Source organism: Methylocystis suflitae (assembly GCF_024448135.1).
Taxonomy (GTDB): Bacteria; Pseudomonadota; Alphaproteobacteria; order Rhizobiales; family Beijerinckiaceae; genus Methylocystis; species Methylocystis suflitae.
In genome coordinates this window covers 15,351-40,371 of the sequence record NZ_JAMRYX010000194.1, presented here as the reverse complement: position 1 = coordinate 40,371, position 25,021 = coordinate 15,351, and the positions used below count along the sequence as shown (strand labels likewise).

Annotated in this window: 16 protein-coding genes; 9 read left to right on the top strand and 7 right to left on the bottom strand. The window is 64.0% G+C overall.

All coding sequences use genetic code 11. The features are described from left to right. Positions 1-15: 15 nt before the first annotated feature. Positions 16-765 carry a hypothetical protein gene (locus NEI07_RS14700; RefSeq protein ID WP_256035548.1) on the bottom strand — a complete coding sequence of 250 codons (750 nt, stop codon included), beginning with the start codon at positions 763-765 and terminating at the stop codon, positions 16-18. A 460-nt stretch (positions 766-1,225) separates the two neighbouring features. Between NEI07_RS14700 and NEI07_RS14695 the strand changes: the two genes are divergently transcribed. The 9 genes from NEI07_RS14695 to NEI07_RS14655 all read left to right on the top strand — a co-directional run bounded on the left by NEI07_RS14695 (position 1,226) and on the right by NEI07_RS14655 (position 16,734). Further along, positions 1,226-1,993, top strand: coding sequence for a Bax inhibitor-1/YccA family protein (locus NEI07_RS14695; protein ID WP_256035546.1), 768 nt, complete (start codon positions 1,226-1,228; stop codon positions 1,991-1,993). A 115-nt stretch (positions 1,994-2,108) separates the two neighbouring features. Continuing rightward, on the top strand, positions 2,109-2,837 hold the full coding sequence (locus NEI07_RS14690) for a cytochrome c biogenesis CcdA family protein (RefSeq protein WP_256035545.1): 729 nt from the start codon (positions 2,109-2,111) through the stop codon (positions 2,835-2,837). Beyond that, positions 2,795-4,012 carry a DUF1624 domain-containing protein gene (locus NEI07_RS14685; RefSeq protein WP_256035542.1) on the top strand — a complete coding sequence of 406 codons (1,218 nt, stop codon included), beginning with the start codon at positions 2,795-2,797 and terminating at the stop codon, positions 4,010-4,012. The genes NEI07_RS14690 and NEI07_RS14685 overlap by 43 nt, the downstream gene beginning before the upstream one ends. Positions 4,013-4,164: 152 nt before the next feature. Then, positions 4,165-6,759, top strand: a complete 2,595-nt coding sequence (locus tag NEI07_RS14680; protein ID WP_256035540.1) for an MMPL family transporter — start codon at positions 4,165-4,167, stop codon at positions 6,757-6,759. Positions 6,760-6,831: 72 nt separating this feature from the next. Continuing rightward, a complete protein-coding gene (locus NEI07_RS14675; protein ID WP_256035538.1) occupies positions 6,832-7,419 on the top strand; it encodes a DUF2147 domain-containing protein in 588 nt (195 codons plus the stop codon). Between the two features lie 270 nt (positions 7,420-7,689). After that, positions 7,690-9,234, top strand: a complete 1,545-nt coding sequence (locus NEI07_RS14670) for an efflux transporter outer membrane subunit (protein ID WP_256035537.1) — start codon at positions 7,690-7,692, stop codon at positions 9,232-9,234. Continuing rightward, positions 9,231-10,496, top strand: coding sequence for an efflux RND transporter periplasmic adaptor subunit (locus NEI07_RS14665; RefSeq protein ID WP_256035535.1), 1,266 nt, complete (start codon positions 9,231-9,233; stop codon positions 10,494-10,496). The genes NEI07_RS14670 and NEI07_RS14665 overlap by 4 nt, the downstream gene beginning before the upstream one ends. Then, positions 10,493-13,630 (top strand): efflux RND transporter permease subunit, encoded by a 3,138-nt coding sequence (locus NEI07_RS14660; RefSeq protein WP_256035534.1) that lies wholly within the window; start codon positions 10,493-10,495, stop codon positions 13,628-13,630. The genes NEI07_RS14665 and NEI07_RS14660 overlap by 4 nt, the downstream gene beginning before the upstream one ends. Then, a complete protein-coding gene (locus tag NEI07_RS14655; RefSeq protein ID WP_256035533.1) occupies positions 13,627-16,734 on the top strand; it encodes an efflux RND transporter permease subunit in 3,108 nt (1,035 codons plus the stop codon). The genes NEI07_RS14660 and NEI07_RS14655 overlap by 4 nt, the downstream gene beginning before the upstream one ends. Before the next feature lie 116 nt (positions 16,735-16,850). Here the strand turns inward: NEI07_RS14655 and NEI07_RS14650 are convergent, their stop codons facing one another. The 6 genes from NEI07_RS14650 to NEI07_RS14625 form a co-directional block, all read right to left on the bottom strand. Beyond that, complete coding sequence (locus tag NEI07_RS14650) at positions 16,851-17,138, bottom strand: hypothetical protein (protein ID WP_256035532.1); 288 nt, start codon at positions 17,136-17,138, stop codon at positions 16,851-16,853. Between the two features lie 150 nt (positions 17,139-17,288). Next, positions 17,289-18,014, bottom strand: a complete 726-nt coding sequence (gene bluB, locus NEI07_RS14645) for a 5,6-dimethylbenzimidazole synthase (protein ID WP_256035531.1) — start codon at positions 18,012-18,014, stop codon at positions 17,289-17,291. Then, entirely contained in the window at positions 18,004-19,029 is a 1,026-nt protein-coding gene (gene cobD / locus NEI07_RS14640) for a threonine-phosphate decarboxylase CobD (protein WP_256035529.1), read from the bottom strand. The genes bluB and cobD overlap by 11 nt, the downstream gene beginning before the upstream one ends. Then, positions 19,029-20,486, bottom strand: a complete 1,458-nt coding sequence (locus NEI07_RS14635; protein ID WP_256035528.1) for a cobyric acid synthase — start codon at positions 20,484-20,486, stop codon at positions 19,029-19,031. Before NEI07_RS14635 ends, cobD begins: the two co-directional genes overlap by 1 nt. After that, positions 20,483-21,298: a cobalt-precorrin-6A reductase gene (locus NEI07_RS14630; RefSeq protein WP_305123757.1), complete on the bottom strand. Its 816-nt coding sequence runs from the start codon at positions 21,296-21,298 to the stop codon at positions 20,483-20,485. The genes NEI07_RS14635 and NEI07_RS14630 overlap by 4 nt, the downstream gene beginning before the upstream one ends. Positions 21,299-21,488: 190 nt before the next feature. Further along, a complete protein-coding gene (locus NEI07_RS14625; protein ID WP_256035524.1) occupies positions 21,489-25,004 on the bottom strand; it encodes an indolepyruvate ferredoxin oxidoreductase family protein in 3,516 nt (1,171 codons plus the stop codon). Positions 25,005-25,021: the final 17 nt, after the last annotated feature.

Below are 25,021 nucleotides of genomic sequence, written 5' to 3'. Positions count from 1 at the left end.
CGAGGCGCGGCGCTATCACTCAGCCGGAGTCGCCTCGGGTCCGTGATCCTCGTCTGGCGCAGTCGGCGGAGGCGGCGGCGGGGGTTTGTGAGCCTTGGCCGCAGCCGTCGTCTCACGACGGCGGTGGACGAGATAGATCGCGAAGGCGGCGACCGTGCCGAGGCCGAGCGTAAGATAGATCGGCAGGTCGCGCATGAAGCTCTTTCCCACCGAGAAGGGGAAGCGCGACACCCAACGCTCTCCGTGATCGCCAGTGACGGTGACGATGCCGACGAAATACCCGGGTTCACTGAACGTATGTTCGAAATTGATGGTGCCCGTCGGGTAGCTCTTGGGCTCCCGGTAGGCGACGGTGACGGCCTGGAGATCCTCGTTTTCCTTCTCCTCCCCGCCGACATCCTTGACGATGCGCAGCTCGACCTTCATGTCGCGCAGCTCTTCCTGCTCAGCGTCGAAAACCATGATGATCGGCCCGGTGGCCGGAATGTCCTCGCAGAATTCATTCTTGGAGGCTTCCGGCAGATAGCCGGTGAAATTCATGATGTCCGGGCCAATGAAGAGCCGGCACCGGCCTTCGGCCGCCCCCAAGCGCCCATGCGCCTCGGCCGGAGCGGGCGCGCCGACGACCATCGCCACGACAGCGGCCGCGGCCATAAAAATCGCGGGGCGAACGCCTCTCGCGAAACGGCAAGCGCCCCGCGGCGTGAAGCGATCTTCACCCGCGTCCGGCGCGCGATGCGCTTCCGGATTTCCACCATCACGCATGATGACCTCCTGGGTCTTCGTGTGACAAGAACACGCGACTCTCAGAAATGTTGCCTTCGCGCCGCACCGCCGCCCCCGTGAAGCTTACGCTCGAGGGAGCCGCTCTAACAACGCCTGAGGCTTGATGTTAGCGGATTTCGTCGCATCAGCAAGGGTGCGACGATCAGTCGCTGTTTCCGCGCTGCGCAACTTGGCGGGACCTTTCCGCGCGCGGCTCCGTCGGGATCGCCGACGCGCGAACGACCCCCGCGCCGGGGGATCGATTTTGCAGCGCGAAATAAAATTGACTGAAATCAGAAAAAATATCGTAAGTCTGCTCGCTGTCGTGAAACCACCTTAACAAGAGTTCATTCGTGGAACGCTTGCCACCCAATTAAGGCGGAGCCATATTCAGCGCGAGGCTGGGGTGCGCTTCCCATATTGCGAAACGCGGAACAGCCAACCAGACCAAGAGGATCACATGTCCAACTTCGACCGCAACACCAGCTTCGGCTACGGGCGCGGGGTCGCGCGGCCGACAACGGCTGAGATCGACCAGGGCCTGCGCGCCTATATGCTTGGCGTCTATAATTATATGACGCTCGGCCTCGGCGTGACGGGGCTCGTCGCGCTCGGCGTTTATATGCTTGCTGTCGCCAAGGTGGCGCCCGGCGCGATCGAACTGACGTCCTTCGGCCAGGTGCTTTACACGACGCCGCTGCGATGGGTGGTGATTCTGTCGCCGCTAGCGTTCATCTTCTTCATCGGCGCGCGGGCGAACACTATTTCGGCGGCGACGGCCCGCAATCTCTTCATCGCCTTCGCGGCGGTGATGGGATTGTCGATGTCCTCGCTTTTGCTCGTCTTTACGGGCGTATCGGTCGCGCGGGTCTTCTTCATCACCGCTGCGGCGTTCGGCGGGCTGAGCCTTTACGGCTACATGACGCAGCGGGATCTGTCGGCCTTCGGCTCCTTCCTGGTGATGGGCGTATGGGGGCTCGTGATCGCCGGCCTCGTCAATCTGTTCCTGCAGTCGACCGGCCTGCAGTTCGCGCTGTCGATCATCGCGGTTTTGGTGTTCGCCGGCCTGACGGCCTGGGACACGCAGAACATCAAGGACATGTATTACAGCAGCGACAGCTATGAAGTCGCGCAGAAGAAGAGCGTTTTTGGCGCGCTCTCGCTCTATTTGGACTTCATCAACATGTTCCAGTCGCTGCTGTTCCTGTTCGGCCAACGCAACAACTAAACGGGCGCCCGCCCGAGAAAAGCCCCGCTTCGGCGGGGCTTCTTCTTGCGTAAGCCTTTGCGGTCCGGCCCGCCCCGTGGCAGATACGCGCCGAGCGACCTAACGAGGACCCTTAATGGCGGACGTCACATTCCCGGCTGCTGCGGCGGCGGGACTATTGTCCTTTCTCTCTCCCTGCGTGCTGCCTCTGGTCCCGCCCTACCTGACCTATCTCGCCGGCGTCAGCATGGAGGATCTCGAACTCGAGACCCGCTCCCGCGCGCGGCGCGACATTCTGCTGTCGTCGATTCTGTTCGTTCTTGGCTTCACGACGGTCTTCGTCGCGCTTGGCGCAACGGCCAGCGCCTTCGGCGGCGTGCTGCGCGCCAATCTGCATATCCTGTCCTGGGTCGCGGGCGGGATTATCATTCTGATGGGCTTGCACTTTATCGGCCTGCTGAAAGTCAGCCTCCTGTATCGCGAGAAGCGCGCCGAGATCACGAAGCCGATAGGGCTTTTCGGCTCCTATGTCATGGGCCTCGCTTTCGCCTTCGGCTGGACGCCCTGCATCGGACCCATCCTCGCCGCGATCCTCGCCGTCGCCGGGACGCAGGAGACGGTGGCGCTCGGCGCCGCGCTGCTCGCAACCTATTCGCTCGGCCTCGGTCTGCCTTTCATCGGGGCCGGCTTGGCGCTTGGCCGCTTCCTCGCCTTCGTCGCGCGTTTCCGCCGGCATTTCGGCAAAGTCGAAAAGGTCGTCGGCGTGCTGCTCGTCTTTACCGGCGTCGCCTTTCTCACGGGCGGCGTGCAGGAGATGTCCTATTGGCTACTGGAGCTGTTTCCCGGCCTCGCCAAGCTCGGATAGGCGGGACGCAAAACCCGCTCTATGACGAGCACCGGCTGCCGGAAATCGACCGGCTGCGCGGCCTCGTCATGGTCCTCATGGCGCTCGACCATATGCGCGACTTCTTCGACGCGGACGTCATGCGCTTCTCGCCGACGGATCTCGATCACACCTATCCTTTTCTGTTCTTCACGCGCTTCATCACGCATTTCTGCGCGCCGACCTTCACCGTTCTCGCCGGCGTGAGCGCCTATCTCTACGGCGTGAAGGTGAAAGACCCCGCGGCGCTTTCGAAATTTCTCGCCGCGCGCGGCCTGTGGCTCATCCTGCTCGACGCCGCCGTCATCAGCCCGATCTGGGGCATGGGCTGGGGCCGGATCGAACTGGCGACGCTTTGGGCGATCGGCTGCAGCCTCGTGGCGCTCGCCGCCCTCTCGCGCCTGTCGCCGCGAACCGTTTTGCTCGTCGGCCTCGCGATCATCTTCGGCCATAACCTTCTCGATGGGATTCATGCCGCCGACCTCGGCGCGTTCGGACCCTGGTGGTCTCTGCTGCACGAACCCGGCAAACTGCCCTTCGGTCTGCCGGGCGGCGTCCTCTATCCGGCGCTTCCCTGGATTGGCGTCGGCGCGCTGGGTTACGGAATCGGGCCGCTGTTCCTCAAGCCGGCGTCGCTGCGCGATCGCACGCTTTATCTTGCTGGCGGCGCGGCGCTGGCGCTTTTCGTCGCGCTGCGCTTCTCCAATCTCTACGGCGATCCGCATCCCTGGAGCGTGCAGCGTGACTCCATCTTCACCCTGCTCTCCTTTCTCAACGTCACGAAATACCCGCCCTCGCTGCTCTATCTTTTGGTGACGCTTGGCGGCGCGGCATTGACGCTGCCCGCGTTGGCGCGCGCCGGAAAAAGAATCGGCGACGCGCTGACGGTCTTCGGCCGCACCCCGTTGTTCTTTTATGTCCTGCATCTTTACGTCGGCGCCTTCGCGGCGCTGGCGTTCACCTTGGCGCGCGGCTATTCCCTGGAGGACGTCGCAGCCTGGGCAAAGAGCGGGGGCCCGCCGCCGGAATTCGGCGCGGGGCTCGCGGGCGCTTACATCGCGTGGATATTGATTGTTTTGGCGCTGTATCCGCTGTGCCGCTGGTTTGCACAGGTGAAGCGCCGACGCCGCGATCTCTGGTGGCTGACGTATTTGTGACGAGGCGGCGCCAGATGGCGCGCGGCGTCGCCATTAAGGTTTCGGCGTAAGCCGCCTTGGTGGTCGCGCAGCGCGCTTGTATAGAGGAACCCGACCCAAGAGCGCGATTCCCGCTCATATGAGGTCTTAAGCCAGAAGGCGAGAAAAACAGAATGCTTGAAAAGCTGGTCGCCTTTTGCCTCCGCTGGCCTTGGACAGTGGTTTTGCTCACTCTCTGTCTGACGGCGGGGGGCGTATATGTCACCGCCGAGCGGTTCGCCATCGATACGGAGACCGGAAATCTTTTCTCGCCGGATATCCCCTGGCGCAAGAATGAAGCGGCGCTCTACAAAGCCTTCCCGGACCTCCTCGACGTCATCGTCATCGTCATCGACGGCAAGACCGCCGAGGAGGCCGACGACGCCGCGAAACGTCTCAACGCGGCCTTGCAGGGCAAGCCCCTCCTGTCCCGCGTATGGCGCCCGGACGAGCACGAATATTTCCGCAAGAACGGCCTGTTGTTCCTGCCGGTCCCCGACATCGAAAAAAATGTCGGCGTGATGATCGGCCAGCGCGACGTTCTCGAACCGCTCGCCGAAGATCCAAGTTTGCGCGGCCTGTCGAGCGTGCTCGTCGACAACTTCAAGTCCGCTTCCGGCAGCGAACGCGCCATGAAAATGTACATCAGCGGCGTCGAGGAGTTTTCCGCCGGGATCGAACAGGCGCTCGCTGGAAAGCAGGCGGAGGTCGACTGGGGCAAGCTGCTGGCGTCGGGGGGAAGCGCGCCCGCCACGCCTGAAATGGACAAGCGACGCATCGTCATCGCCAAGCCGGTCGTCGACTATTCCGACCTTCAGCCGGGCGCCGACGCGATCAGGCTGGTGCGTAAGACGGCGGCCGACCTGCGTCTCGACGAAGAACACGGAGTCAAGCTGCGCTTGACGGGTCAGGTGCCGCTCGCGGACGACGAATTCGCCACCATCTCGGAAAACATGACTCTCAACACCGCTGGCACGCTCGCCGTGGTGACGCTCATTCTGTTCGCCGCGCTGCGTTCGCCAAAGCTCATTCTCGCGGTCCTCATCACCCTGCTCGCAGGCCTCGCCATCACGTCGGGGCTCGGGATCTTGATGATCGGCCGCTTCAACCTGATCTCGGTCGCCTTCGCCGCGCTGTTCATCGGGCTTGGAGTCGACTTCGGCATTCAGTTCGCGACCCGCTATCGCGAAGAACGGCACAACGACGACGATCTCGAACGCTCTCTGCTTTCCGCGACCCGGGGCATCGGCAGCTCGCTGACGCTTGCTGCGGTATCGCTGCTCGCGGGCTTTTTCTGCTTTCTGCCGACGTCGTTCAGCGGCGTGTCCGAACTTGGCCTCATCGCCGGCGTCGGCATGATTGTCGCCTATGTCGCGACTCTCACCTTCCTGCCGGCGGCGATCAAATTGCTGCGCCCGCGCGCGGAGCATGTGCCGATCGCGACCACGTCGCTCGCCGCCGTGGACCACTGGATCGCGCATCACCGGGCCTTCGTGCTGATCGCCACGGCGATCGTCGTGCTCGCCGGCATGCCGGCGCTGCTGCATCTGACCTTCGACTCCAATCCGATGAATCTGCGCGATCAGAAGGTCGAATCGGTCGCGACTTTTCTCGATCTCTCCAAGGACCCCAAGACGGCGCCCAACAAGATCGAGGTGCTCGCGCCATCGCTCGAAGCCGCGCGCGAGATGGAAAAAAAGATCGAGGCGCTGCCTGAAGTCGATCACGTCGACTCGATCGACTCATTGATCCCCAAGGATCAGGACGACAAGCTCGCCCTCGTCGACATGGCGGTTTCGCAATTGCGCGGCGTGCTGAATCCCAAGATGAAATCGCCGCCAAGCGACGCCCAGACCGTCAAGGCGCTGACGAACGCCGCCAAGGCGCTGCGCCGCGCGACGGCGAAGAAGCCCATCCCCGCCGTGACGCGCTTCGCCGACGACCTCGACGCTCTCGCCAAGGCGAGCCCGGAGACGCGCGCCATGGCGCGCCAGGCGGTGTTCGGCGGCTTCGACAAGATGCTCGGCGAAATCCGTCAGGCCCTGCAAGCGCAGCGCGTGACCATCGACACGCTGCCCGAGGATTTGCGTCGCGACTGGATTTCCGACACCGGCCTGGTGCGCGTCGAGGTGACGCCCAAAGGCGACAGCAACGACCGTGTCGTCATGACCGAATTCGCCCAAGCGATGCAAGCAATTGCGCCGGACGCGAGCGGTCCGCCGGTGATTGTGTCGGAAGCGCAAAAAACCATTACGCGCGCGTTTCTCGAAGCTGGACTCTACGCCTTTATCGCGATCTTCATCATCTTGGCGGTGGCGCTGCGCAATCCGCTCGACGTCGCCTTGACGCTGGGCCCGCTTGTGCTCGCCGGCATCATGAGCCTTCAGGCCGCGGACTTACTCGGCATGTCGCTTAATTTCGCCAACATTATTGCGCTGCCGCTGATGTTCGGCGTCGGCGTCGCCTTCCACATTTATTATGTGATCGCGTGGCGAAAGGGCGTCGTCGATATGTTGGCGTCGAGCCTGACTCGCGCCATCTTTTTCAGTTCTCTAACGACGGGAACCGCTTTTGGCAGCTTGATCCTGTCGAGCCATCCCGGAACCGCGAGCATGGGCCAACTTCTCGCCATTGCGCTGTTCTTCACATTGCTCGCCGCCTTCATTATCGTGCCGGCGTTTCTTGGCCCGCCGCGCGCCCCAGCAACGGACTCGGGCGACGCGGCTTGACGGAGTCGGCGTTCCGCCGTTCGCTACTTTGAGCGAATCATATTCATCGCAACCGAACAGAGGTCCGGCGTCATGAGAAAAGCACTTCTACGCATCGCGATGGCGACCGCCCTCTGCGCGCCCACGGCGGCGTATGCCGTCGACGCCGTTTACGGCGTCTGGGTTCGCGAAGGACATCCGAACGACAAGCTGGAATTCTACGACTGCTCGGGCAAGCTTTGCGCCAAGGGGATCGAGGCGATGCCGGATGGCTCGCCGGCCCCGCAGGTCTTGCGCAACGCCGCCAAAACAACGCCCAACCACTGGGAGGGCGAGATCAATGATCCCGAGAGCGGCAAGACCTACATCGGCAAGATCGCGCTGGATTCGCCGACATCGCTGACGATGACCGGCTGCCTCGTCGCCTTCCTCTGCCAAAGCGAGACCTGGACGAAAGTTTCCGGACCGACCAAGCCGGCGGCCGACGCAAAGCCTGCTGGACACGATCCTGCCGCCAAAACGGCCGCGCCCGCGCCGGACGCGAAGGAGCCAGCGGCGAAACCCTCGGCCCACGAACCCGCGGCCAAGGAACCGGCGGCCAAGGAACCGGCGAAGCCCGCGGCCAAGGCGACAAAGCCGGGAAAGGGCAAGACGACCGCCCCTCCCGCCCAAACGGAATAGCGGCGCGATAGCGACGGTCCTTACCGATAGGTAACTTGACCGTCGCGGCGCGCCGCGCGAGCTTAGAACTCACAGCTTTTCGCGCGTTGACGGCCAGCGCGCGCCTCCCCGCCGCCGCTTAGAGGCCCGCAACTCGTCGCTCGTCAGGCCAGCGACAGCGAGTTTGCGCGGTGCATAGACGAGCGACGGACCTTCCCGGCGCCTTCGCCGGCGCTTAAGGAAGGGGACGCTCGCGGCCGTTCCCGCGGATCCTCTGGAGGCGTCTGCTACTTGACCGCGCCCGCTCTGTCTCGCTCTTTTCGACCAGCGCTGGCGGCCGCCGCGACGCTCGCGGCGGCGCTCGCCGGCTGCGATCTCGAGTGGGACAAGCCAGATCTCTCCGCCCCGCCGCCGGCGCGGTTTCGAGAAGCGAAGCCGCAGCCGCAGCCGCCGATCTCCGGCGGGCGGGATTTCGCCGCCAAATTCGGTTCGAAGGAACTGACCGAACTCGTAGAGCGCGCGCTCGACGACAACCAGGATCTGGCGGCCGCGATCGCCCGCATCACCCAGGCCGACGCCCAGGCGCGGGTTTCGAGCGCTGCGCTGTTTCCAACAGTTAATATGACCGACATCGCGCGGTCGACGCGCGTTCCCGGCACAACGATCAACGTCGGCTCATCAAGCACCGGCTTTAATCCTTCGACGTCGAACACCGGATCGCAGCCCGCCTTCGACGCGCGCACCTTCGGCTTCTTCCAGCTTGCGCTTACGGCGAGCTATGAGGTGGATTTTTGGGGCAAGAATGACAGCGCCTCAAAAGCCGCGCGCATCCTCGCCAACGTCTCGCGCTTCGATCGCGACGTCGTCGAAATCTCGACCGTCGCCGCTGTCTTAAACTCCTATTTCCAGGTGCTCACGGCGCAGGACCGTCTGCGCATCGCCCATCAGAACGTCGCGATCGCACAGGGGGTCTTGGACGCCATCAACGCGCGGCTTGAGGCTGGGACGGCGACCGTGCTCGACACCTCGCAGCAGGAAACGATCGTTGCTCAACAGCGCGCGTCGATTCCGCCGCTCGAACAGACTTTGCGCCAGACGCGCAACACGCTTGCGGTGCTGCTAGGACAGACGCCGGAAAGCATGACCTTCAAGGGCGGTTCTCTCGCAAAGCTCAAGTTTCCGCAGATTGCGCCAGGACTGCCCTCGGAAGTGCTGCTGCGCCGCCCGGACGTGGCGGAAGCGGAAGCGCGCCTCGCATCGCAGGAATTCTCGGTGTTGCAGGCGCGGGCGGCCTTTTTCCCGTCCCTGACCCTGACCGGGCTTTATGGATTCCAAAGTTCGCTGCTCACGACGCTCATTATGAGGCCGGACGCGATCGCCTGGCAGATCGCCGGCACGCTCACGCAGCCCGTATTCGATGGCTGGAACCTGCAGGGCCAGTATGACCTGCAGAAGGGCCGATATTCTGAATTAGCGGCGCTTTATCGCAAGCAGATTCTAACTGCTCTGTCCGATACTGAGAACGCGCTGATTGCAATACGCGAAACGGACCGCCAGATGAAGCTCCTAGGCGTCGCCGTCTCAGCGGCTCGGCGCGCCTTGGACGCCACAGAGATGCGTCTGCGGGAAGGGACAATCGACATCGTGCAGCTGGCGCAGACGCAGACGACGTATTTCCAAACGCAGGACCAGCTTGCGGTCGCGCGTCTTTCCCACTTCCAGGCGGCGACGAGCCTGTATCAGGCGCTCGGCGGCGGCTGGTCGCCGACGACTCGCGAAATCGAGATCGCCCGCTCCAACGCCGCCTATGAGGCCGACAGAGGACCATGGCCATGAACCGCCTCAGCCGAAGGGCGCTACTTGCGGTCGGCGCGCTCGCGATCGTCGGCGCCCTTGCGTGGGCGTATCAGACTGGCAGGCTGCCGGGGTTCGCGGCCAAGAACCAGGGCCCCGTTGCGGGCCGTTCGGGCGGCGGGCGCGAGGGAATCGTCACCGTCACCGCAGCGACGGCGCGTCTCGACGACGTGCCCGTGACCATTGACGCCGTCGGCACCGTGCAGGCGCTCAACACGGTGACGATCCGCACGCAGGTGGACGGGAGGCTGATGCGCCTCGCCTTCACGGAGGGACAGGACGTCCGCAAAGGCGACATATTGGCCGAAATCGATCCGGCGCTCTATCAGGCGCAATATGATCAGGCGGTGGCCAAGAAGGCGCAAGACGAGGCCAATCTCGCTAACGCTCGCGTCGATCTCGCGCGCTACGAAAGACTCCTCGTCGGCGCCTACGCCTCGAAGCAGCAGCACGCCACCCAGAAGGCGACCGTCGCGCAGCTCGAGGCGCTGGTGCGCGCCGACAAGGCGGCGATCGACAACGCCAAAACGACGCTCGATTACGCAACGATACGCTCGCCGCTCGACGGTCGGGTCGGCATCCGCCTCGTCGACGTCGGCAATATTCTGCATGCCTCGGACCAGACCGGCATTGTCGTCATCACGCAACTCAAGCCGATCTATGTCGTATTCACCCTGCCTCAGCAGGCGTTGCCGGCGGTGCAGAAGGCGCAGGCTCAGGGAAGGGCCAAGGTCTCGGCGCTCGGTCCTGACAATGTGACGCCGATCGAAATCGGCGAGCTAAGCGTCATCGATAACCAGATCGACCAGCAGACGGGAACGGTGCGGATCAAAGCGACATTTGCGAATCAAACGCTGTCGCTCTGGCCCGGCCAATTCGTCAATGTGCGTCTGATGCTCGACACGCTGAAGAATGTTATCGTGACCCCCAGTCCAGCAGTGCAGCGTGGGCCGAACGGGGCTTTCGTCTATGTGGCGGGCCCCAACGATATCGCGACAATGCGCGAGGTGACGACGGGTCGACAGGACGAGAAAATGGCCGTCATCGCTTCGGGGCTTCAGCCCGGCGAGGTGGTCATCACAAGCGGCTTCTCCCGGCTGACGGACGGCGCAAAAATTCAGATCATGAATGCGCCTACGGCCGCAAGCGCCGAAGATGTCGGCGCCAGTGGCGAAGACCAGCGCTCGAACGCGGCGCGCGAAGCGCCCACCCGACGCGCGCGAGGCAATCGAACGCAAAGATGAACGTATCTGCGCCCTTCATCCACCGGCCGGTGGCGACGTCGCTCTTGGCGTTCGCCGTGCTGCTGTTTGGCATCATGGGGTATTTGCGACTTCCCGTCTCGCCGCTTCCGCAGGTCGATTTTCCGACCATTCAGGTGACAACGCAGCTCCCCGGCGGCAATCCCGATACGATCGCTTCGCTGGTGACGGCGTCGCTCGAACGACAGTTCGGCCAAATCCCGTCGCTGACCAGCATGTCGTCGCAGAGCTCTTTCGGGCTTTCGCAGATCACGCTGCAATTCGATCTCGACCGCAACATCGACGCGGCCGCGCAAGACGTTCAGGCGGCGATCAACGCCGCCGCCTCGACGCTGCCGCGCAATCTCCCCTATCCGCCCGTTTACGCCAAGGTTAATCCCGCCGACACGCCAATCCTGACGCTGACGCTGCGTTCAAAGACCGCCACCCTGCGCGATTTGAGCGATCGCGCCGATACGCTGATCGCGCCGCAGGTCTCGCAGGTCTCTGGGGTCGGCCGCGTGTCGGTGCAGGGCGGCGTCCGGCCGGCCGTGCGCATTCAGGCCGATCTTGCGCGCCTGGCGGCCAATCGCATCGGCATGGAGGATTTGCGCCTCGCCATCGCCGCGGCAAACATCGCCGGCGCCAAGGGCTCGCTTGACGGCAGCCGACAGTCCTACACGCTGGACGCCAACGACCAAATTCTGCGCGCGAGTCAGTACAACGACATCATCGTCGCCTGGCGCAACGGCGCGCCGGTGATGCTTCGCGACGTTGCTCAGGTCATCGACGGACTGGAGAACACGCGCGTCGGCGGCTGGCACAATGGCGAGCAGACCGTCGTTCTCGACGTATTGCGCCAGCCCGGCGCCAACATCATCAACACGGTCGAGCTGGTCAAGAGCGAACTGCCGCAGATTCAGCGGGCGCTTCCCGCCGGCATGTCTTTGGAGATCGTCAACGACCGCACCGTAACGATCCGCGCCTCGATTTTCGAGGTGCAGCTGACGCTTGTCATCGCCTCGGCGCTCGTCGTGCTCGTCGTGTTGATGTTCCTGCGCAGTTGGCGGGCGACGCTCATCGCCGGCGTCAGTCTGCCGCTCTCGATCATCGCCACATTCGCGATCATGTGGGCCGCGGGCTTCTCGCTCGACAATCTGTCGCTGATGGCGCTGACCATCGGCACGGGCTTCATCGTCGACGACGCGATCGTGATGATCGAGAACATCGTGCGCAATATCGAGGAAGGCAAAGCGCCGCGTCTGGCCGCGCTCGACGGCGCGCGCCAAATCGGATTCACGGTCGTCTCGCTCACCGTCTCGCTTATCGCCGTCTTTATACCGCTGCTGTTCATGACCGGCATCGTCGGGCGGATGTTCCGCGAATTCGCGCTGACGTTGACAATGGCCGTCGTCGTGTCGGCGGCGATCTCGCTAACGCTGACGCCAATGCTTTGTGCGGCGCTGCTGCGGATGGCGCCGCCGCGGGGACAATCGCGATGGGAGACGCTTTCGCTGGCGCTTGATCGCGCTTACCATGTATCGCTCGATTGGGCGCTCAAGCGCGAGCGATTCATGCTTGCGCTCACCGTCGCGACTCTAGCGCTCACCGTCGCGCTCTACGCCGTCATTCCAAAGGGCTTCCTGCCGCGGCAGGACACCGGCGTGCTGTCAGCGGTTATGGAAGCTTCGTCGGACGCGTCCTTCGACAAGATGGCGGCGCTGCAGGCGAAGATCGCCGAAGAGTTTCGCCGCGACCCGGACGTGAGCGGCGTGACATCGGTGCTGGGCGTCGGCCCCCTCAATGCGACGACCAATGTCGCGCGGCTCACCGTGATGCTGCGCCCGCACAGCGAGCGCCGGGAGAGCGCCGAAAAGATCGCCGACCGTCTGAAGGCGGCTGCCGAACAAACGCCGGGCGTCACGCTTTATGTCCAGCCGGTTCAAGACATCCAGATTACGACGCGGCCAAGCCGGTCCCAGTTTCAATATACGCTGACCTCCGCCGACGGCGGCGAATTGCTGACATGGTCCAACCGATTGCTCGATCGACTGCGCATGACCCCAGGCTTGCGTAACGTCGCGGCCGAAACGCAGGAGGGCGGTTTGCGCACGCTCATGCGAATCGACCGTGACAAAATGGGGCGGCTCGGCATTACGGCGCAAAATGTCGACGACGCGCTGAACGACGCCTTTGGGCAGCGGCAGATTTCGATGATTTACACGCAGTCGAATCAATATCGCGTCATTCTAGAAGCTGCGCCTCAATATCTGCGCGACCCTTCGGCTTTGGAGAAGCTTTATGTCGCGCCGATTGGCGGCGGACCGCAGACGCCGCTTGGGACTTTTGCGCGCCTGGAAAATCTCTCCGCGCCGCTTTCCGTCGCGCATCAGGATCAGTTTCCAGCCTCGACAATCAGTTTCGATCTTGCCGAGGGCTATTCGCTTGGCGACGCGGTGAAAATGATCGCCAACGCGGAAGCCGCGGTCGGCATGCCGTCGTCAATCGTCGGCGTGTTCAGCGCCGACGCCGCCGAATTCAACAAGTCGCTGGCGAGCCAACCCTGGCTCATTCTCGCGGCGATCGTGTCGATCTATATCGTGCTCGGCGTTCTTTACGAAAGCTTCGCCCATCCCTTCACCGTCCTGACGACTCTGCCGTCGGCGGGCGTTGGCGCGCTGCTCGCGCTGCTCGCCTTACACATCGAAATGTCCATTGTCGCGCTGATCGGCGTCGTTCTGCTGATGGGCATCGTCAAGAAGAACGCGATCATGATGATCGACTTCGCGCTGGACGCCGAGCGCGATGAAGGACTCTCGGCGCGTGACGCGATCGTGCGCGCCTGCCATCTGCGCTTCCGTCCCATCATGATGACGACGCTTGCCGCGCTCTTCGGCGCGCTGCCGCTCGCGCTCTCGCATGGGCCGGGCAGCGAATTGCGCATTCCGCTGGGCGTCGCGATCATCGGCGGCCTGCTGCTTTCGCAGGCGCTGACGCTTTACACGACGCCAGTCATCTATCTTGCCGTGGAGCGACTGCGCGTCCGGCTCTCGCCGCCTGCCGAGCCGCCTGCCGCCGAGGAGTTTAAACCGTTCGGCGAACTGCCGAAGCCGCCAACCCGCGAGGCCGCCGAGTGAACGTCTCCGCGCCCTTCATCAAGCGGCCGGTCGCGACGACGCTGCTTGCGGGCGCGCTGTTTCTCCTTGGCGCCGTCGCCTATTTTTTCTTGCCGGTCGCGAGCCTGCCCGCCGTCGATTTTCCGATCATCGGCATTTCCGCATCACGGCCCGGCGCCGATCCCCAAACAATGGCGGCGTCCGTCGCGGCGCCGCTTGAACGGCGCCTCGCCACGATCGCCGGACTGAACGAGCTGACATCGTCGAATTCGCTCGGTTCGACGCAGATCATCGCCCAATTCGACATCTCGCGGTCGCTCGATGGCGCAGCGCGCGACGTACAGGCGGCGCTTAACGCCGCGCTCACCGACCTGCCGTCCGATCTGCCGACGTTGCCGACTTATCGAAAGGCGAGCCAATCCAGCATGCCCGTGCTCGTGCTGGCGATGACCTCCGACACCTTGCCGACGAGCGCCATCTTCGACGCGGCCGATTCGGTGATCGCGCAGCGCATTTCGCAGGTTCCTGGCGTCGCGGAGGCGCGCCTCGCCGGCGCCGAGCAGCCGGCGATCCGAGTCCAGGTCGACAGCGCGCGGCTCGCCGCCATGGGGCTCGGCGTCGACGCCGTCGCCAATGCGCTCAACGCCGCCAACGCCCATTCCGCCGTCGGCGCGCTTGGCGGCGTTTCGCGCGAGATCACGCTTGCGACGACCGATCAGCTATCGACGCCCGCTGATTATCGCAACATCGTCATCGCATCGCGCAATGGGGCCATCGTCAAGCTCGGCGACGTCGCCACGGTCGAACTCGGGGTAAAAAACCGCAACGCGGCCGGGTGGTTCAACGGCAAGCCCGCCGTGCTGCTTATCGTCACCAAACAGCCCAACGCCAATGTGATCGAAACGGTCGATCACATTAAGGCGCTGCTGCCGCAGCTTCGAGAATGGATTCCAAGCGGCGTCAAGATCGATGTGCTCGCCGATCGCACGCAAACGATTCGCGCCAGTATTCACGACATTCAGCGCACGCTGGCGATCTCCATCATTCTGGTGATGATCGTCGTCTATGTCTTTCTGCGCCGTTCGACTCCGGTCATAGCGGCCGGCATCACCGTGCCGCTCTCTCTGATCGGCACCTGCGCTGCGATGTGGGCCGCCGGCTTCTCGATCGACAATCTGTCGCTGATGGCGTTGACGATTTCGGTCGGCTTCGTCGTCGATGACGCGATCGTCATGATCGAAAACATCCAGAGCAACGCCGAGCGCGGCATGGGCCGCATGGAAGCGGCGCTGGTGGGCGCGCAGCAGATCGGCTTCACCGTTGTTTCGATCAGCCTGTCGCTGGTAGCCGTTTTCATTCCGCTTCTTTTCATGGAAGGCGTGATGGGCCTGCTGCTGCGCGAATTTTCCTGGACGCTGACCTTCGCCATTGCGATTTCAACGGTCATCTCCCTTACAGTGACGCCAATGATTTGCGCGCGCTTGCCTGTGCGTCGCGAGAAGCCGCCATCGCGCTTCGATCGCATCGTCGAAGGCGCGCTCGACAGGGTCGTCGATTCCTACGCGCGCAGCCTGCGGTTGGTGATCGATCATCCGTGGGCCACGCTCATTGTCGTGGTCGTCTCGATCGCTTGGACGGTCCGTCTTTATGAGACGATCCCAAAGGGCACCCTGCCGCAGGACGATATCGGCCTGATTAATGGAACCACCGAGGCCTCTGGCGACGTTTCGTTCGCGGAGATGGCGCGCTTGCAGCGGCTCGCATCCGAGACGCTGCTCGCCGATCCCGACGTCGTCAATGTCGGCTCCTTCATCGGCGCCAGCAACCTGACCGCCTCGATGAACCAAGGCCGGCTATTCGTCGCCTTGAAGCCGGCGGACGAGCGGCGCGCATCGAGCAAGGAAGTGATCGCGCGCCTTCGCGGCCAATTCGCGAAAATTCCCGGTCTTAGCGTGTTTATGGTGCCCTCTCAGGATTTGCGATCGGGCGGCCGGCTGAGCAAGGCGCAATATCAGTTCACCCTGTCGAGCCCATCCATCGAGATTCTCGAGACGTGGCGCGACAAGGTGCTCGAGCGCCTAAGGAAGGCGCCGGAACTCATCGACGTGACGTCCGACCAGGAGCGCGGCGGCCTTCGCGCCAATGTCGTCATCGATCGCAACGCCGCCGCCCGCATGAACGTCCAGATCGCCGCAATCGACGCGGCCTTGAACAGCGCTTTCGGCCAGCGGCAGGACGCGATCATCTACACTCAGCGCAACCAGTACCGCGTCGTCTATGAGACGCCGGCGGAACGTCAGCGGGACATTCGCGACCTCGCTGGAATCTACGTCAGCTCGATGACCGGCGAACAGATTCCGCTTACCGCGCTCGCGCATATCGAACGCGGCGCGACGCCGCTTGTCGTCCATCATCAGGGCGTGGTGCCGGCGACGACGATTTCCTACAATGTCGCGCCCGGCTACAGTCTCGACGCGACCGTCGCGGCGATCGAAAAGGCGATCGCCGAACTCAATCCGCCGGGCGGTCTGCGCGCCGAATTCGCTGGCGACGTCGCGGATTTCCGTAAGGTGGCGGCCGGAATGGCGGGGCTGATCATCGCCGCTCTGCTCTCGGTCTACATCATTCTCGGCATTCTTTACGAAAGCCTCGTCCATCCGATCACGATCATCTCGACGCTGCCATCCGCGGGGCTCGGCGCGCTTTTGTCGCTCGAACTGTTCGGCGTCGAGTTCACCATCATCGCCTTCATCGGCATCTTGCTGCTGATCGGCATCGTCAAGAAGAACGGCATCATGCTCGTCGACTTCGCCTTGCAGGCGGAGCGCGAAGGCATGTCCGTGCATGACGCGGCGCTCGCGGCGGCGCGCGAACGATTCCGCCCCATTCTGATGACGACGCTTGCGGCGACCTTCGGCGCGCTGCCGCTCGCCTTCGCGACCGGGATCGGCGCCGAACTCCGGCGTCCGCTGGGCATCACCATCGTCGGCGGATTGCTGCTCAGCCAGGCGCTGACGCTCTACACGACGCCGGTGATCTATCTGCTGATGAGCAGGCTCAGGCGCAAAAAGCCGGCGACGCCCGCGCCCCAGCGCATCACGCCGCTAAAAGCCCACGGCGCTTGACGTCAGAGCGCGCTGCGAAAAAGTGGACGCCGGTTTTTCGCGCAAAGCGCGCTCTAAGTTTTTGGAATCGATCACGTCATCTGCGTTTAGGCGATTCCGCCTAAACGCAGCGTGATCTAGTGCGCCGGCGTTTGCGGCGTTTCGAAGAAGAAGCGCAACACCTGGGCGGCGCCGCAATCCTCGATCGGGATATGCCAGAACTTCGAATCGAGATCCGGAAACCGCTCCATCGGCAGCTGGATCTGCGTGAGCCGCGCGTGATTGTCGAAGCCGCGCAGCATGGCGCGCTCGAACAGTTTCAGCAGTTGCTCTTCGCAGTCTGGCACTTCCGTGACGGTGAGAATGATATTGTTGGCGAGGGGGAAGTCTTTCTCGAACAGCTGTTCCAAATTAACCGGCGCCATGTTCGCGTCTCCGACGCCCCCTAATTGGAGCTTCGACCATCATGCGGTCCCGACGCTCCAACCCTTTCACGCGTCCGCTAAAAAGACGAACTACGCTAACAGGTTGTCGATCGGGGTCCACAGGAAAGCTAGGCTCAGCCTTTCAGCTATTTAAGGCGGGTTTGTGGAAGCGGCCAGCTCTCCCCAGCTGTCTTCGAAGATCAGATTCTCCAACGGCAGACGCGAGGCCCAGCGTTTGGCTTCCAGCTCCGGCAGCCTGTAGGCCTGCGCGACATAGCCGACGCAGAGATAGGCGACGATGGCGATCTCATTGGGAATGCTGAGGATTTGGCGCAGATCGGCTTCCCTGACGATGCTCACCCAGCCAACGCCGACGCCTTCGGCGCGCGCCGCCAGCCATAGATTTTGAACAGCACAGGCGGTGCTGAGGATATCGGTGTCCGGCTGCTGCGTGCGCCCGAGCCCTGTCGCGCCGAACCGCGCCCGATCGCAGGTGACGCAGATATTCAGCGGCGCCTTCATGATCCCTTGCAGCTTGAGGCTGCGATACAGCGAGCGACGCTCCGGCTCCAGCGCCTGCTCCTCGGCCTCACAGGCGCGTTGAAAGGCCGCGTAAGCGGCGCGTCGCTTCTCGATGTCCCTGATAATGATGAAGTTCCAAGGCTGCATGAAACCGACGGAGGGGGCATGATGCGCCGCGTCAAGGATGCGCAGCAAAACGTCGCGCGGCACGTCGTCCGGCAGGAACTCGTCACGCACGTCGCGGCGCGCGTGAATGACGCGGTAGATCGCGGCGCGCTCGGCCTCGCTGAAGGCTGCGGCGGGCGCCAGATCCGCTGGCTTCTGGTCCGTCTTCTTCGGCGCTTCAGCCGCCATCGACGCTCTCCAGCGCTGCGGCAAGCCGCGCCCAGGCGGACTCGTTTGGCGGCAGACCGAACCTCAGCCAATCTGGCCTGTCGGCGAAGCCTCGGGTCAATATGCCGCGCGCGGCGAGATGGGCAAACCAGCGGGAGGCGTGCAAACGCGCCGCCAGCCGAAATAGAGTTGTCCCTCCGGCAATCTGGAAACGGGCCTGCGTCAGCAGCGCGTCGAGGCGCGCGGCGTCGCCGGCGCAAGCTCGCGCCGCGCCTGTGCGCCATGCTTGATCCGCAAGCGCGCGGGCGCCGATAGAGAGCGCCGGACCTGAGACAGCCCAAGGCCCGAGCGCGGCGCGCAGCTTCGCCCCGCGCGCATGCGAACAGAGCGCGAAGCCCAGCCGCAATCCGGGAAGCCCATAGGCCTTGCCGAAAGAGCGCAGCACAACGAGGCTCTCATTCTGCGCAAAACGCGCGACGCTCACTTCCGGCGTGAAATCCATGAAGGATTCATCGACGATCAGCAGAGAGCCGCGTTGCGACATCTGCGCAGCGGCAGACAAAATGTCCTGCGGCGCGACCACGCGTCCGTCCGGATTATTGGGATTGACGATCACGCCAACGTCGGCGTTCGCAAGCGCGTCTATTGTTTCCACCAGATCGACCTGCGCGCCCATTGCGGCCCAGCAGGCGGCGTGCTCGGCGTAAGTGAAGCCGAGGATCGCGACGCGTTTGGCCGGGAAAACGCGCGGAAGCATCTGAATGAAGGCTTGCGCGCCGCCGCCTGGAAGGACGTCGGCTCCGGCGGGCGCGCCATAGGCCTTGCGCGCGGCGCCGTCGAGGGCGGCGAAAGCGTCATCGTCCGGAAGGCGCGTGAAAACCTCATCGGCAGGCGGCGGCAGCGGATAGGCGCGCGGATTGACGCCCGTCGACAGATCAATCCAGGGTTGCGGCGCGTTGGGAAAAAGGCGCCGCGCGGCGTCGAGTCGCCCGCCATGCGCCACGAGCGACGGCGCGCCGATTGCCGAATGCGCCATCACCGCGCAATTTCCCACAGCGCGTCGAGATCGATATGCCGCGCGCAATGCGCCGCAAGCGCGTCAAGCGTCTCTTCGATCGACTCCTCATAGTGCAGCGATGATTGCGGCGCGCCGAGCGTTCGCAGCAGCGATGCGCGCAAGGAATCGTGCGCGAAGATTCCATGCGCATAGGCGCCCGCCACACGCCCGTCGTGCGAGATCGCGCCATCCGCGCGACCATCCGCGAGTTGCAGCGCCGGCCGCGCGCAGTCGGGACCGGCAGTTGCGCCAACATGCATTTCGTAGCCGCAGAACGGCGCGTCGAAAAGCGGCGCATGGCCGCTGACCGGGGCCAGCGCTTTTTCTCCCGTCAGCGTCGTTTCAATATCAAGGAGACCCAATCCCTGCGCTTCGCCGGCGGGCCCTTCGGCGCCGAGCGGATCGCGGATGACGCGGCCCAGCATCTGATAGCCACCGCAAATGCCGAAAACGCGGCCGCCGCGACGGACATGCGCGAGAATGTCGATGTCCCAGCCATTGTCGCGCAGCGCCGTGAGATCGGCGATCGTCGCTTTCGATCCCGGCAGGATGACGAGTTGCGTTTCCGGCGGCAGCGGCTCTCCATCCTTGAGGAAGACCACGCGCACGCCGGGTTCGGCCTTCAGCGGATCGAGATCGTCGAAATTGGCGATATGCGGCAAGAGCGGAACGGCGATCACGACGCCGTTGCGCTGATCGCGGCTGCTCCTGCGCAACCCGAATGCGTCCTCCGCCGGCAGCCGAGCGGCGGCGTCGAAAAAAGGCACGAGACCGAGCGAACGCCAGCCGGTGCGCGCTTCGACAAAGCGCAGGCCATCGTCGAACAGCGAGGCGTCGCCGCGAAACTTGTTGACAATGAACCCTTCGATCATCGCCGCATCTGCATCGTCGAGCGCCGCCTTGCAGCCAACGAGCTGCGCGATGACGCCGCCGCGGTCGATGTCGCCGACCAGCACGACCGGAACGTCGGCTTCGCGGGCGAAGCCCATATTGGCGATGTCGTTCTTGCGCAGATTGATCTCGGCGGCGCTGCCGGCGCCTTCGACGATGACAAGCTCGGCCTCTGCCTTGAGGCGCGCGTAGCTTTCGAGCACCGGCCGCATCAGGCGCGGCTTCAAATCCTGGTAGTCGCGCGCCTTCGCCTGGCCGACGACGCGTCCCTGCACGATGATTTGCGCGCCCGAGGCGCCTTGCGGTTTGAGCAGCACGGGATTCATGTCGATGCGAGGCGTAAGCCGCGCGGCGCGCGCCTGCAAGGCCTGGGCCCGGCCGATCTCGCCGCCGTCGCTCGTCACCGCGGCGTTGTTCGACATGTTCTGCGGCTTGAAGGGCGCGACCCTGACGCCGCGATTGGCGAAGGCGCGCGCGAGCCCGGCGACAAGCAGCGATTTGCCGACGTCGGAGCCCGTGCCCTGGATCATCAGCGTGCGGCTCATGAAGCGAGAAAAGCCATCGCCGCGTCGATGCTATGCGTCGTCGCAGCGTCCGCGCTTGCCGGACGCGCGATCATGACGACGTCAAGCCCGAGCGCCCGCGCCGCTTCGATCTTGGCGTAGGCGAGCGCGCCGCCGCTGTTCTTGGTGACGACGATCTCGATGCGCCTGTCGCGCATCAACGCGATCTCATCCTCGAGCGCGAAGGGACCGCGGCCGAAGATCACCTCGCAGGAGGGCGGCAGGTCGGCGGCCTGCGGCGGTTCGATCACCCGCAGGATGTACTCGTGCTGCGGCGCAACGCGAAAATCGGCGACGCCCTGCCGACCGATCGCGAGAAAGACCCGGCGTGGCGCCGCGCCAAGCGCGCGCGCCGCCGCGGCGTTGTCGTCGACTTCGGTCCAGCGATCGCCCTGCGCAGCGATCCATGGCGGGCGCGTCAGGACGAGCAGCGGCATGCCGGCGGCGGCGCAGGCGGCCCGGGCGTTGGCGGAGATACGCGCGGCGAAGGGATGCGTCGCGTCGACGACATGCGAGATGCGCTCCTCGACAAGATAGCGCGCCAATCCTTCGACGCCGCCGAAGCCGCCCACTCTAGTCGGCAGATCATGCGCGATCGGCGCGCTGGTGCGTCCGGCGAGCGAAATGACGCCGTCGAGACGCGGGTCGGCGGCGATCTGCGTCGCAAGCGCGCGCGCTTCGCTCGAGCCGCCGAGCACAAGCGCGCGGCGATGCGGGTGCGCGGCATACGAAGGAAGAAGAGATGACGAAAGCGAAACTGTCACGCCAATATCCACCGATCCTTTTACGCGCATCACTGCAGAACTGATTGATCGCTTCGCAGATGTCATTCCCGACGCGCGGAAGCGCGATGGGGAATCCAGGGCCAAATCCGAGCCTGTTCATGTCGCTTTTGGATTCTCGATCAGGCTTTTGGCCTGTCGGGAATGACAGCCCCGAGGCGCCGGCGGTCGGATTTATATCACCGCTTCGTCCCGGAGGGGCTCACTCTGCGGCGAGTTTCACCGCAGTTGGCTGGCGATATTCGGCCATGAGCCGCTCGCGCTCGGCGTCCGCCGCCGCGATGTGGCGCGCCTTGATGTGGCCAAACCCGCGGATGTATTCCGGCACACGCGCCAGCGCCACGGCGCCCGCGTGGTTTTCCCGCGTCAACGAAGCGGCAAATTCGTCGAGCAGCGCTTCGTAATCTTTAAGCAACCTGCCCTCGACCACCCGGTCGTGATCGAAGCGGAAAACATCAAGCCACGTGTTGCGCAAGCTCTTCATCCGCGCCAGAACGCGCAGCACCTTGAACATCCAGGGTCCGAAGGTGATCTTGCGCGAGCCGCCGAAGTCGGTCTTGCGCTGCAGCGACGGAAAATTCGGCGCAAGATGCAGTTCGAGACGCAGATCGCCGTCGAAAGTTTCCTCGAGCTGGCGTTGGAAAGCGCCGTCCGTGTATAGCCGGGCGACTTCATAATAGTCTTTCGTCGCCATCAGCTTGAAGAGATAACGCGCGACCGCTTCGGTGAGTTCGCGTGAACCCGGCGTGCGCGCGGCCTCCAACCTGGCGATCTTCTCGACGCGGGCGCGATAGCGAGCGGCGTAGGCCTCGTTCTGGTAATCAACCAGAAACGCCGCGCGACGTTCGATGATCTCCTCGAGCGTCTTCGACGTCCCCCGACTGCGATGGGGCTGACGCAGCGACTCGACGACGGCAAGCACGCTATTCAGATCATGGGCGGCGCGTCGGCCCCACAAGAAGGCGGACTGATTCATCGGCACGGATTCGCCGTTCAGTTCGATGGCGCGCAGGATCGCGGCGTCGGACAGCGGCAAATAGCCCTTCTGCCACGCGTAGCCGAGGATGAAAATATTTGCGGCGATCGAGTCGCCGAGCAGCGCCTGCGCGAGCGCCGTGGTGTTGATGAAGGTCGACTCCGGCCCTGCGGCCCAGCGGATCGCCTGCCTGATCTCTTCCGAAGGCAGCACGAAGTCGGGATTGCGCTCGATATCGCCGGGGAACACCTCGGCGCTGTTGACGAGCACCGCCGTCTTGCCCTGCTCGACGGCGGCGAGCACCTGCTTCGCGCCGGCGACGACGAGGTCGCAGCCCAGCAGAAGATCGGCTTCGCCGGCGGCGATGCGGATGGCGTGAACGTCCGCCGGCGTGCGGCCGATCTTCACATGGCAATAGACCGCCCCGCCCTTCTGCGCGAGGCCGGCCATATCGATGACGCCAACGCCTTTGCCCTCGAGATGCGCGGCCATGCCGAGAATGGCGGAAACGGTGACGACGCCCGTGCCGCCAAGCCCGGCGATGAGTACGCCGTAGGGCACGGCGCCGATCTCGGCGATCGCAGGCTCCGGCAACGCCGGCAGTCCGCCATCGTCCTGCGTCGAGGGCAGCGGCGCCTTTTTCATGCGCCCGCCATGTACGGTGACGAAGCTCGGGCAGAACCCCTCGAGACAGGAAAAGTCCTTGTTGCAGGCGGACTGATCGATGCGCCGCTTGCGGCCAAATTCGGTTTCGACCGGCTGCACCGCGACGCAGTTCGACGCCGTGCCGCAATCGCCGCAGCCTTCGCACACGAGTTCGTTGATGATGACGCGCGAATCCGGATCGTTCATCAGCCCGCGCTTGCGCAGGCGACGCTTTTCGGTGGCGCAGGTCTGATCATAGATCAGTACGGTGACGCCGTCCGTCTGCGCCAAATCGCGCTGCACCTCGTTGAGGACATTGCGATGATGGATCGTCAGGCCCGGCGGCCAGCCGATCGTCGGCGCATATTTGCCAGGCTCATCGGAGACAAGGGCGATCTTCTGCACGCCTTCGGCCGCGACCTGCCGTGCGATCGTTTCGACGGTCAGCTCGCCTTCATGCTTCTGGCCGCCGGTCATCGCGACGACGCCGTTGAAGAGAATCTTGAACGTGATGTTGGTGTTGGTCGCGACGGCAAAGCGGATGGCGAGCGACCCCGAATGATTATAGGTGCCGTCGCCGAGATTTTGGAACATATGCTTGCGCGTCGAGAACGGCGCCTCGCCGATCCAGTTCGCGCCTTCGCCGCCCATATGGGTGTAGCCTTCCGTCGAGCGGTCCATCCATTGCGCCATGTAATGGCAGCCAATGCCAGTGTAGGCGCGCGAGCCTTCGGGCACATGGGTCGACGTCGAATGCGGACAGCCGGCGCAAAAATGCGGCACGCGAACGGTGACGTCGGTCATCGTCCGGCGGCGATCCTGCAGCTTTTCGAGCCGGCGCACGCGCGCCTCCAACTCGTCGAGCGAATGATATTTCAAAAGCCGTCGGCCGATGGCGATGGCGACGTCATTGGAGTCGAGCGCGCCCTTGACCGGGAACAGCCATTCGCCGCGCTCGTCCTTCTTGCCGATGCAGAGCGGCTGATGCGGCGCGCCGTATAGTTCCTCGCGCAGCTGCACTTCAATGAGCGAGCGCTTCTCCTCGACGACGATGATGAGGTCGAGGCCGCGGGCGAATTCACGCAGACCCTGCGGCTCCAGCGGCCAGGGCGCGGCGATCTTGTAAAGGCGCAGACCAAGATCGTTCGCCTTCACCTCGTCGAGGCCAAGATCGTCCATCGCTTGGCGCACGTCGAGATAGGACTTGCCGACGGTGATGACGCCGATCTTCGGATTGGCGCCGCCAGACGTAATGATGCGGTTCAAGCGATTGGCGCGAATGAAAGCCAGCATCGCGTCGCGCTTGCTCTCCTGCATCCGCTCTTCCTGCGCGAGTACCGGATCGCCGGGGCGGATGTTGAGGCCGCCCGGCGGCATGAAGAAAGATGGGGGCGCGATCGGGCGGATGCGGTCGAGCGAGCCGTCGATCGAGGCCGTCGATTCGACCGTGTCCTTGAGGAGCTTCAGACCAACCCACACGCCTGCGAAACGCGACAGGGCGAAGCCGTAAAGCCCGTAGTCAAGAATTTCCTGCACGCCGGCCGGCGACAGGATGGGGATCATCACATCGACAAAATGGTAATCGGACTGATGCGCGGTGGTTGAGGATTCGGCGGTGTGATCGTCGCCCATGAGGGCCAGCGCGCCGCCATAGCGCGACGTGCCGGCGAGATTGACGTGGCGGAAGGCGTCGCCGCTGCGGTCGATGCCTGGACCTTTGCCGTACCAGAGCGAGAAGACGCCGTCGTATTTGCCTTCGCCGCGCATCTCGGCCTGCTGCGCCCCCCAGATGGCGGTCGCGGCGAGATCCTCGTTGAGCCCCGGCATGTACAAGATATTATTGGCGTCGAAGAGCGCCTTGGCCTTGTGCATCTGCGCGTCGACGCCGCCGAGCGGCGAGCCGCGGTAGCCGGTCACGAAACCCGCGGTGTTCAGTCCGGCGCGGCGGTCTGCCTCCTTCTGCATAAGGAGCATGCGCACGATCGCCTGGGTGCCGGTGATCAGAACGCGCGACCTGTCGAGATCAAATCGATCGGAGAGCGACGCCTCGGCGAAGGCGGAGCCGGTCTTTGCGTCGCCGGCGGCGATGTCCGCCATTACTGCTCTCCTGCGAG

What these genes read in the sequence shown, in the direction of transcription:
- NEI07_RS14700 (WP_256035548.1), bottom strand. Translation starts at nt 765, where the DNA reads ATGCGTGATGGTGGAAATCCGGAAGCGCATCGCGCGCCGGACGCGGGT.
- NEI07_RS14695 (WP_256035546.1), top strand. Translation starts at nt 1,226, where the DNA reads ATGTCCAACTTCGACCGCAACACCAGCTTCGGCTACGGGCGCGGGGTC.
- NEI07_RS14690 (WP_256035545.1), top strand. Translation starts at nt 2,109, where the DNA reads ATGGCGGACGTCACATTCCCGGCTGCTGCGGCGGCGGGACTATTGTCC.
- NEI07_RS14680 (WP_256035540.1), top strand. Translation starts at nt 4,165, where the DNA reads ATGCTTGAAAAGCTGGTCGCCTTTTGCCTCCGCTGGCCTTGGACAGTG.
- NEI07_RS14675 (WP_256035538.1), top strand. Translation starts at nt 6,832, where the DNA reads ATGAGAAAAGCACTTCTACGCATCGCGATGGCGACCGCCCTCTGCGCG.
- NEI07_RS14665 (WP_256035535.1), top strand. Translation starts at nt 9,231, where the DNA reads ATGAACCGCCTCAGCCGAAGGGCGCTACTTGCGGTCGGCGCGCTCGCG.
- NEI07_RS14660 (WP_256035534.1), top strand. Translation starts at nt 10,493, where the DNA reads ATGAACGTATCTGCGCCCTTCATCCACCGGCCGGTGGCGACGTCGCTC.
- NEI07_RS14650 (WP_256035532.1), bottom strand. Translation starts at nt 17,138, where the DNA reads ATGGCGCCGGTTAATTTGGAACAGCTGTTCGAGAAAGACTTCCCCCTC.
- bluB (WP_256035531.1), bottom strand. Translation starts at nt 18,014, where the DNA reads ATGGCGGCTGAAGCGCCGAAGAAGACGGACCAGAAGCCAGCGGATCTG.
- cobD (WP_256035529.1), bottom strand. Translation starts at nt 19,029, where the DNA reads ATGGCGCATTCGGCAATCGGCGCGCCGTCGCTCGTGGCGCATGGCGGG.
- NEI07_RS14635 (WP_256035528.1), bottom strand. Translation starts at nt 20,486, where the DNA reads ATGAGCCGCACGCTGATGATCCAGGGCACGGGCTCCGACGTCGGCAAA.
- NEI07_RS14630 (WP_305123757.1), bottom strand. Translation starts at nt 21,298, where the DNA reads ATGCGCGTAAAAGGATCGGTGGATATTGGCGTGACAGTTTCGCTTTCG.
- NEI07_RS14625 (WP_256035524.1), bottom strand. Translation starts at nt 25,004, where the DNA reads ATGGCGGACATCGCCGCCGGCGACGCAAAGACCGGCTCCGCCTTCGCC.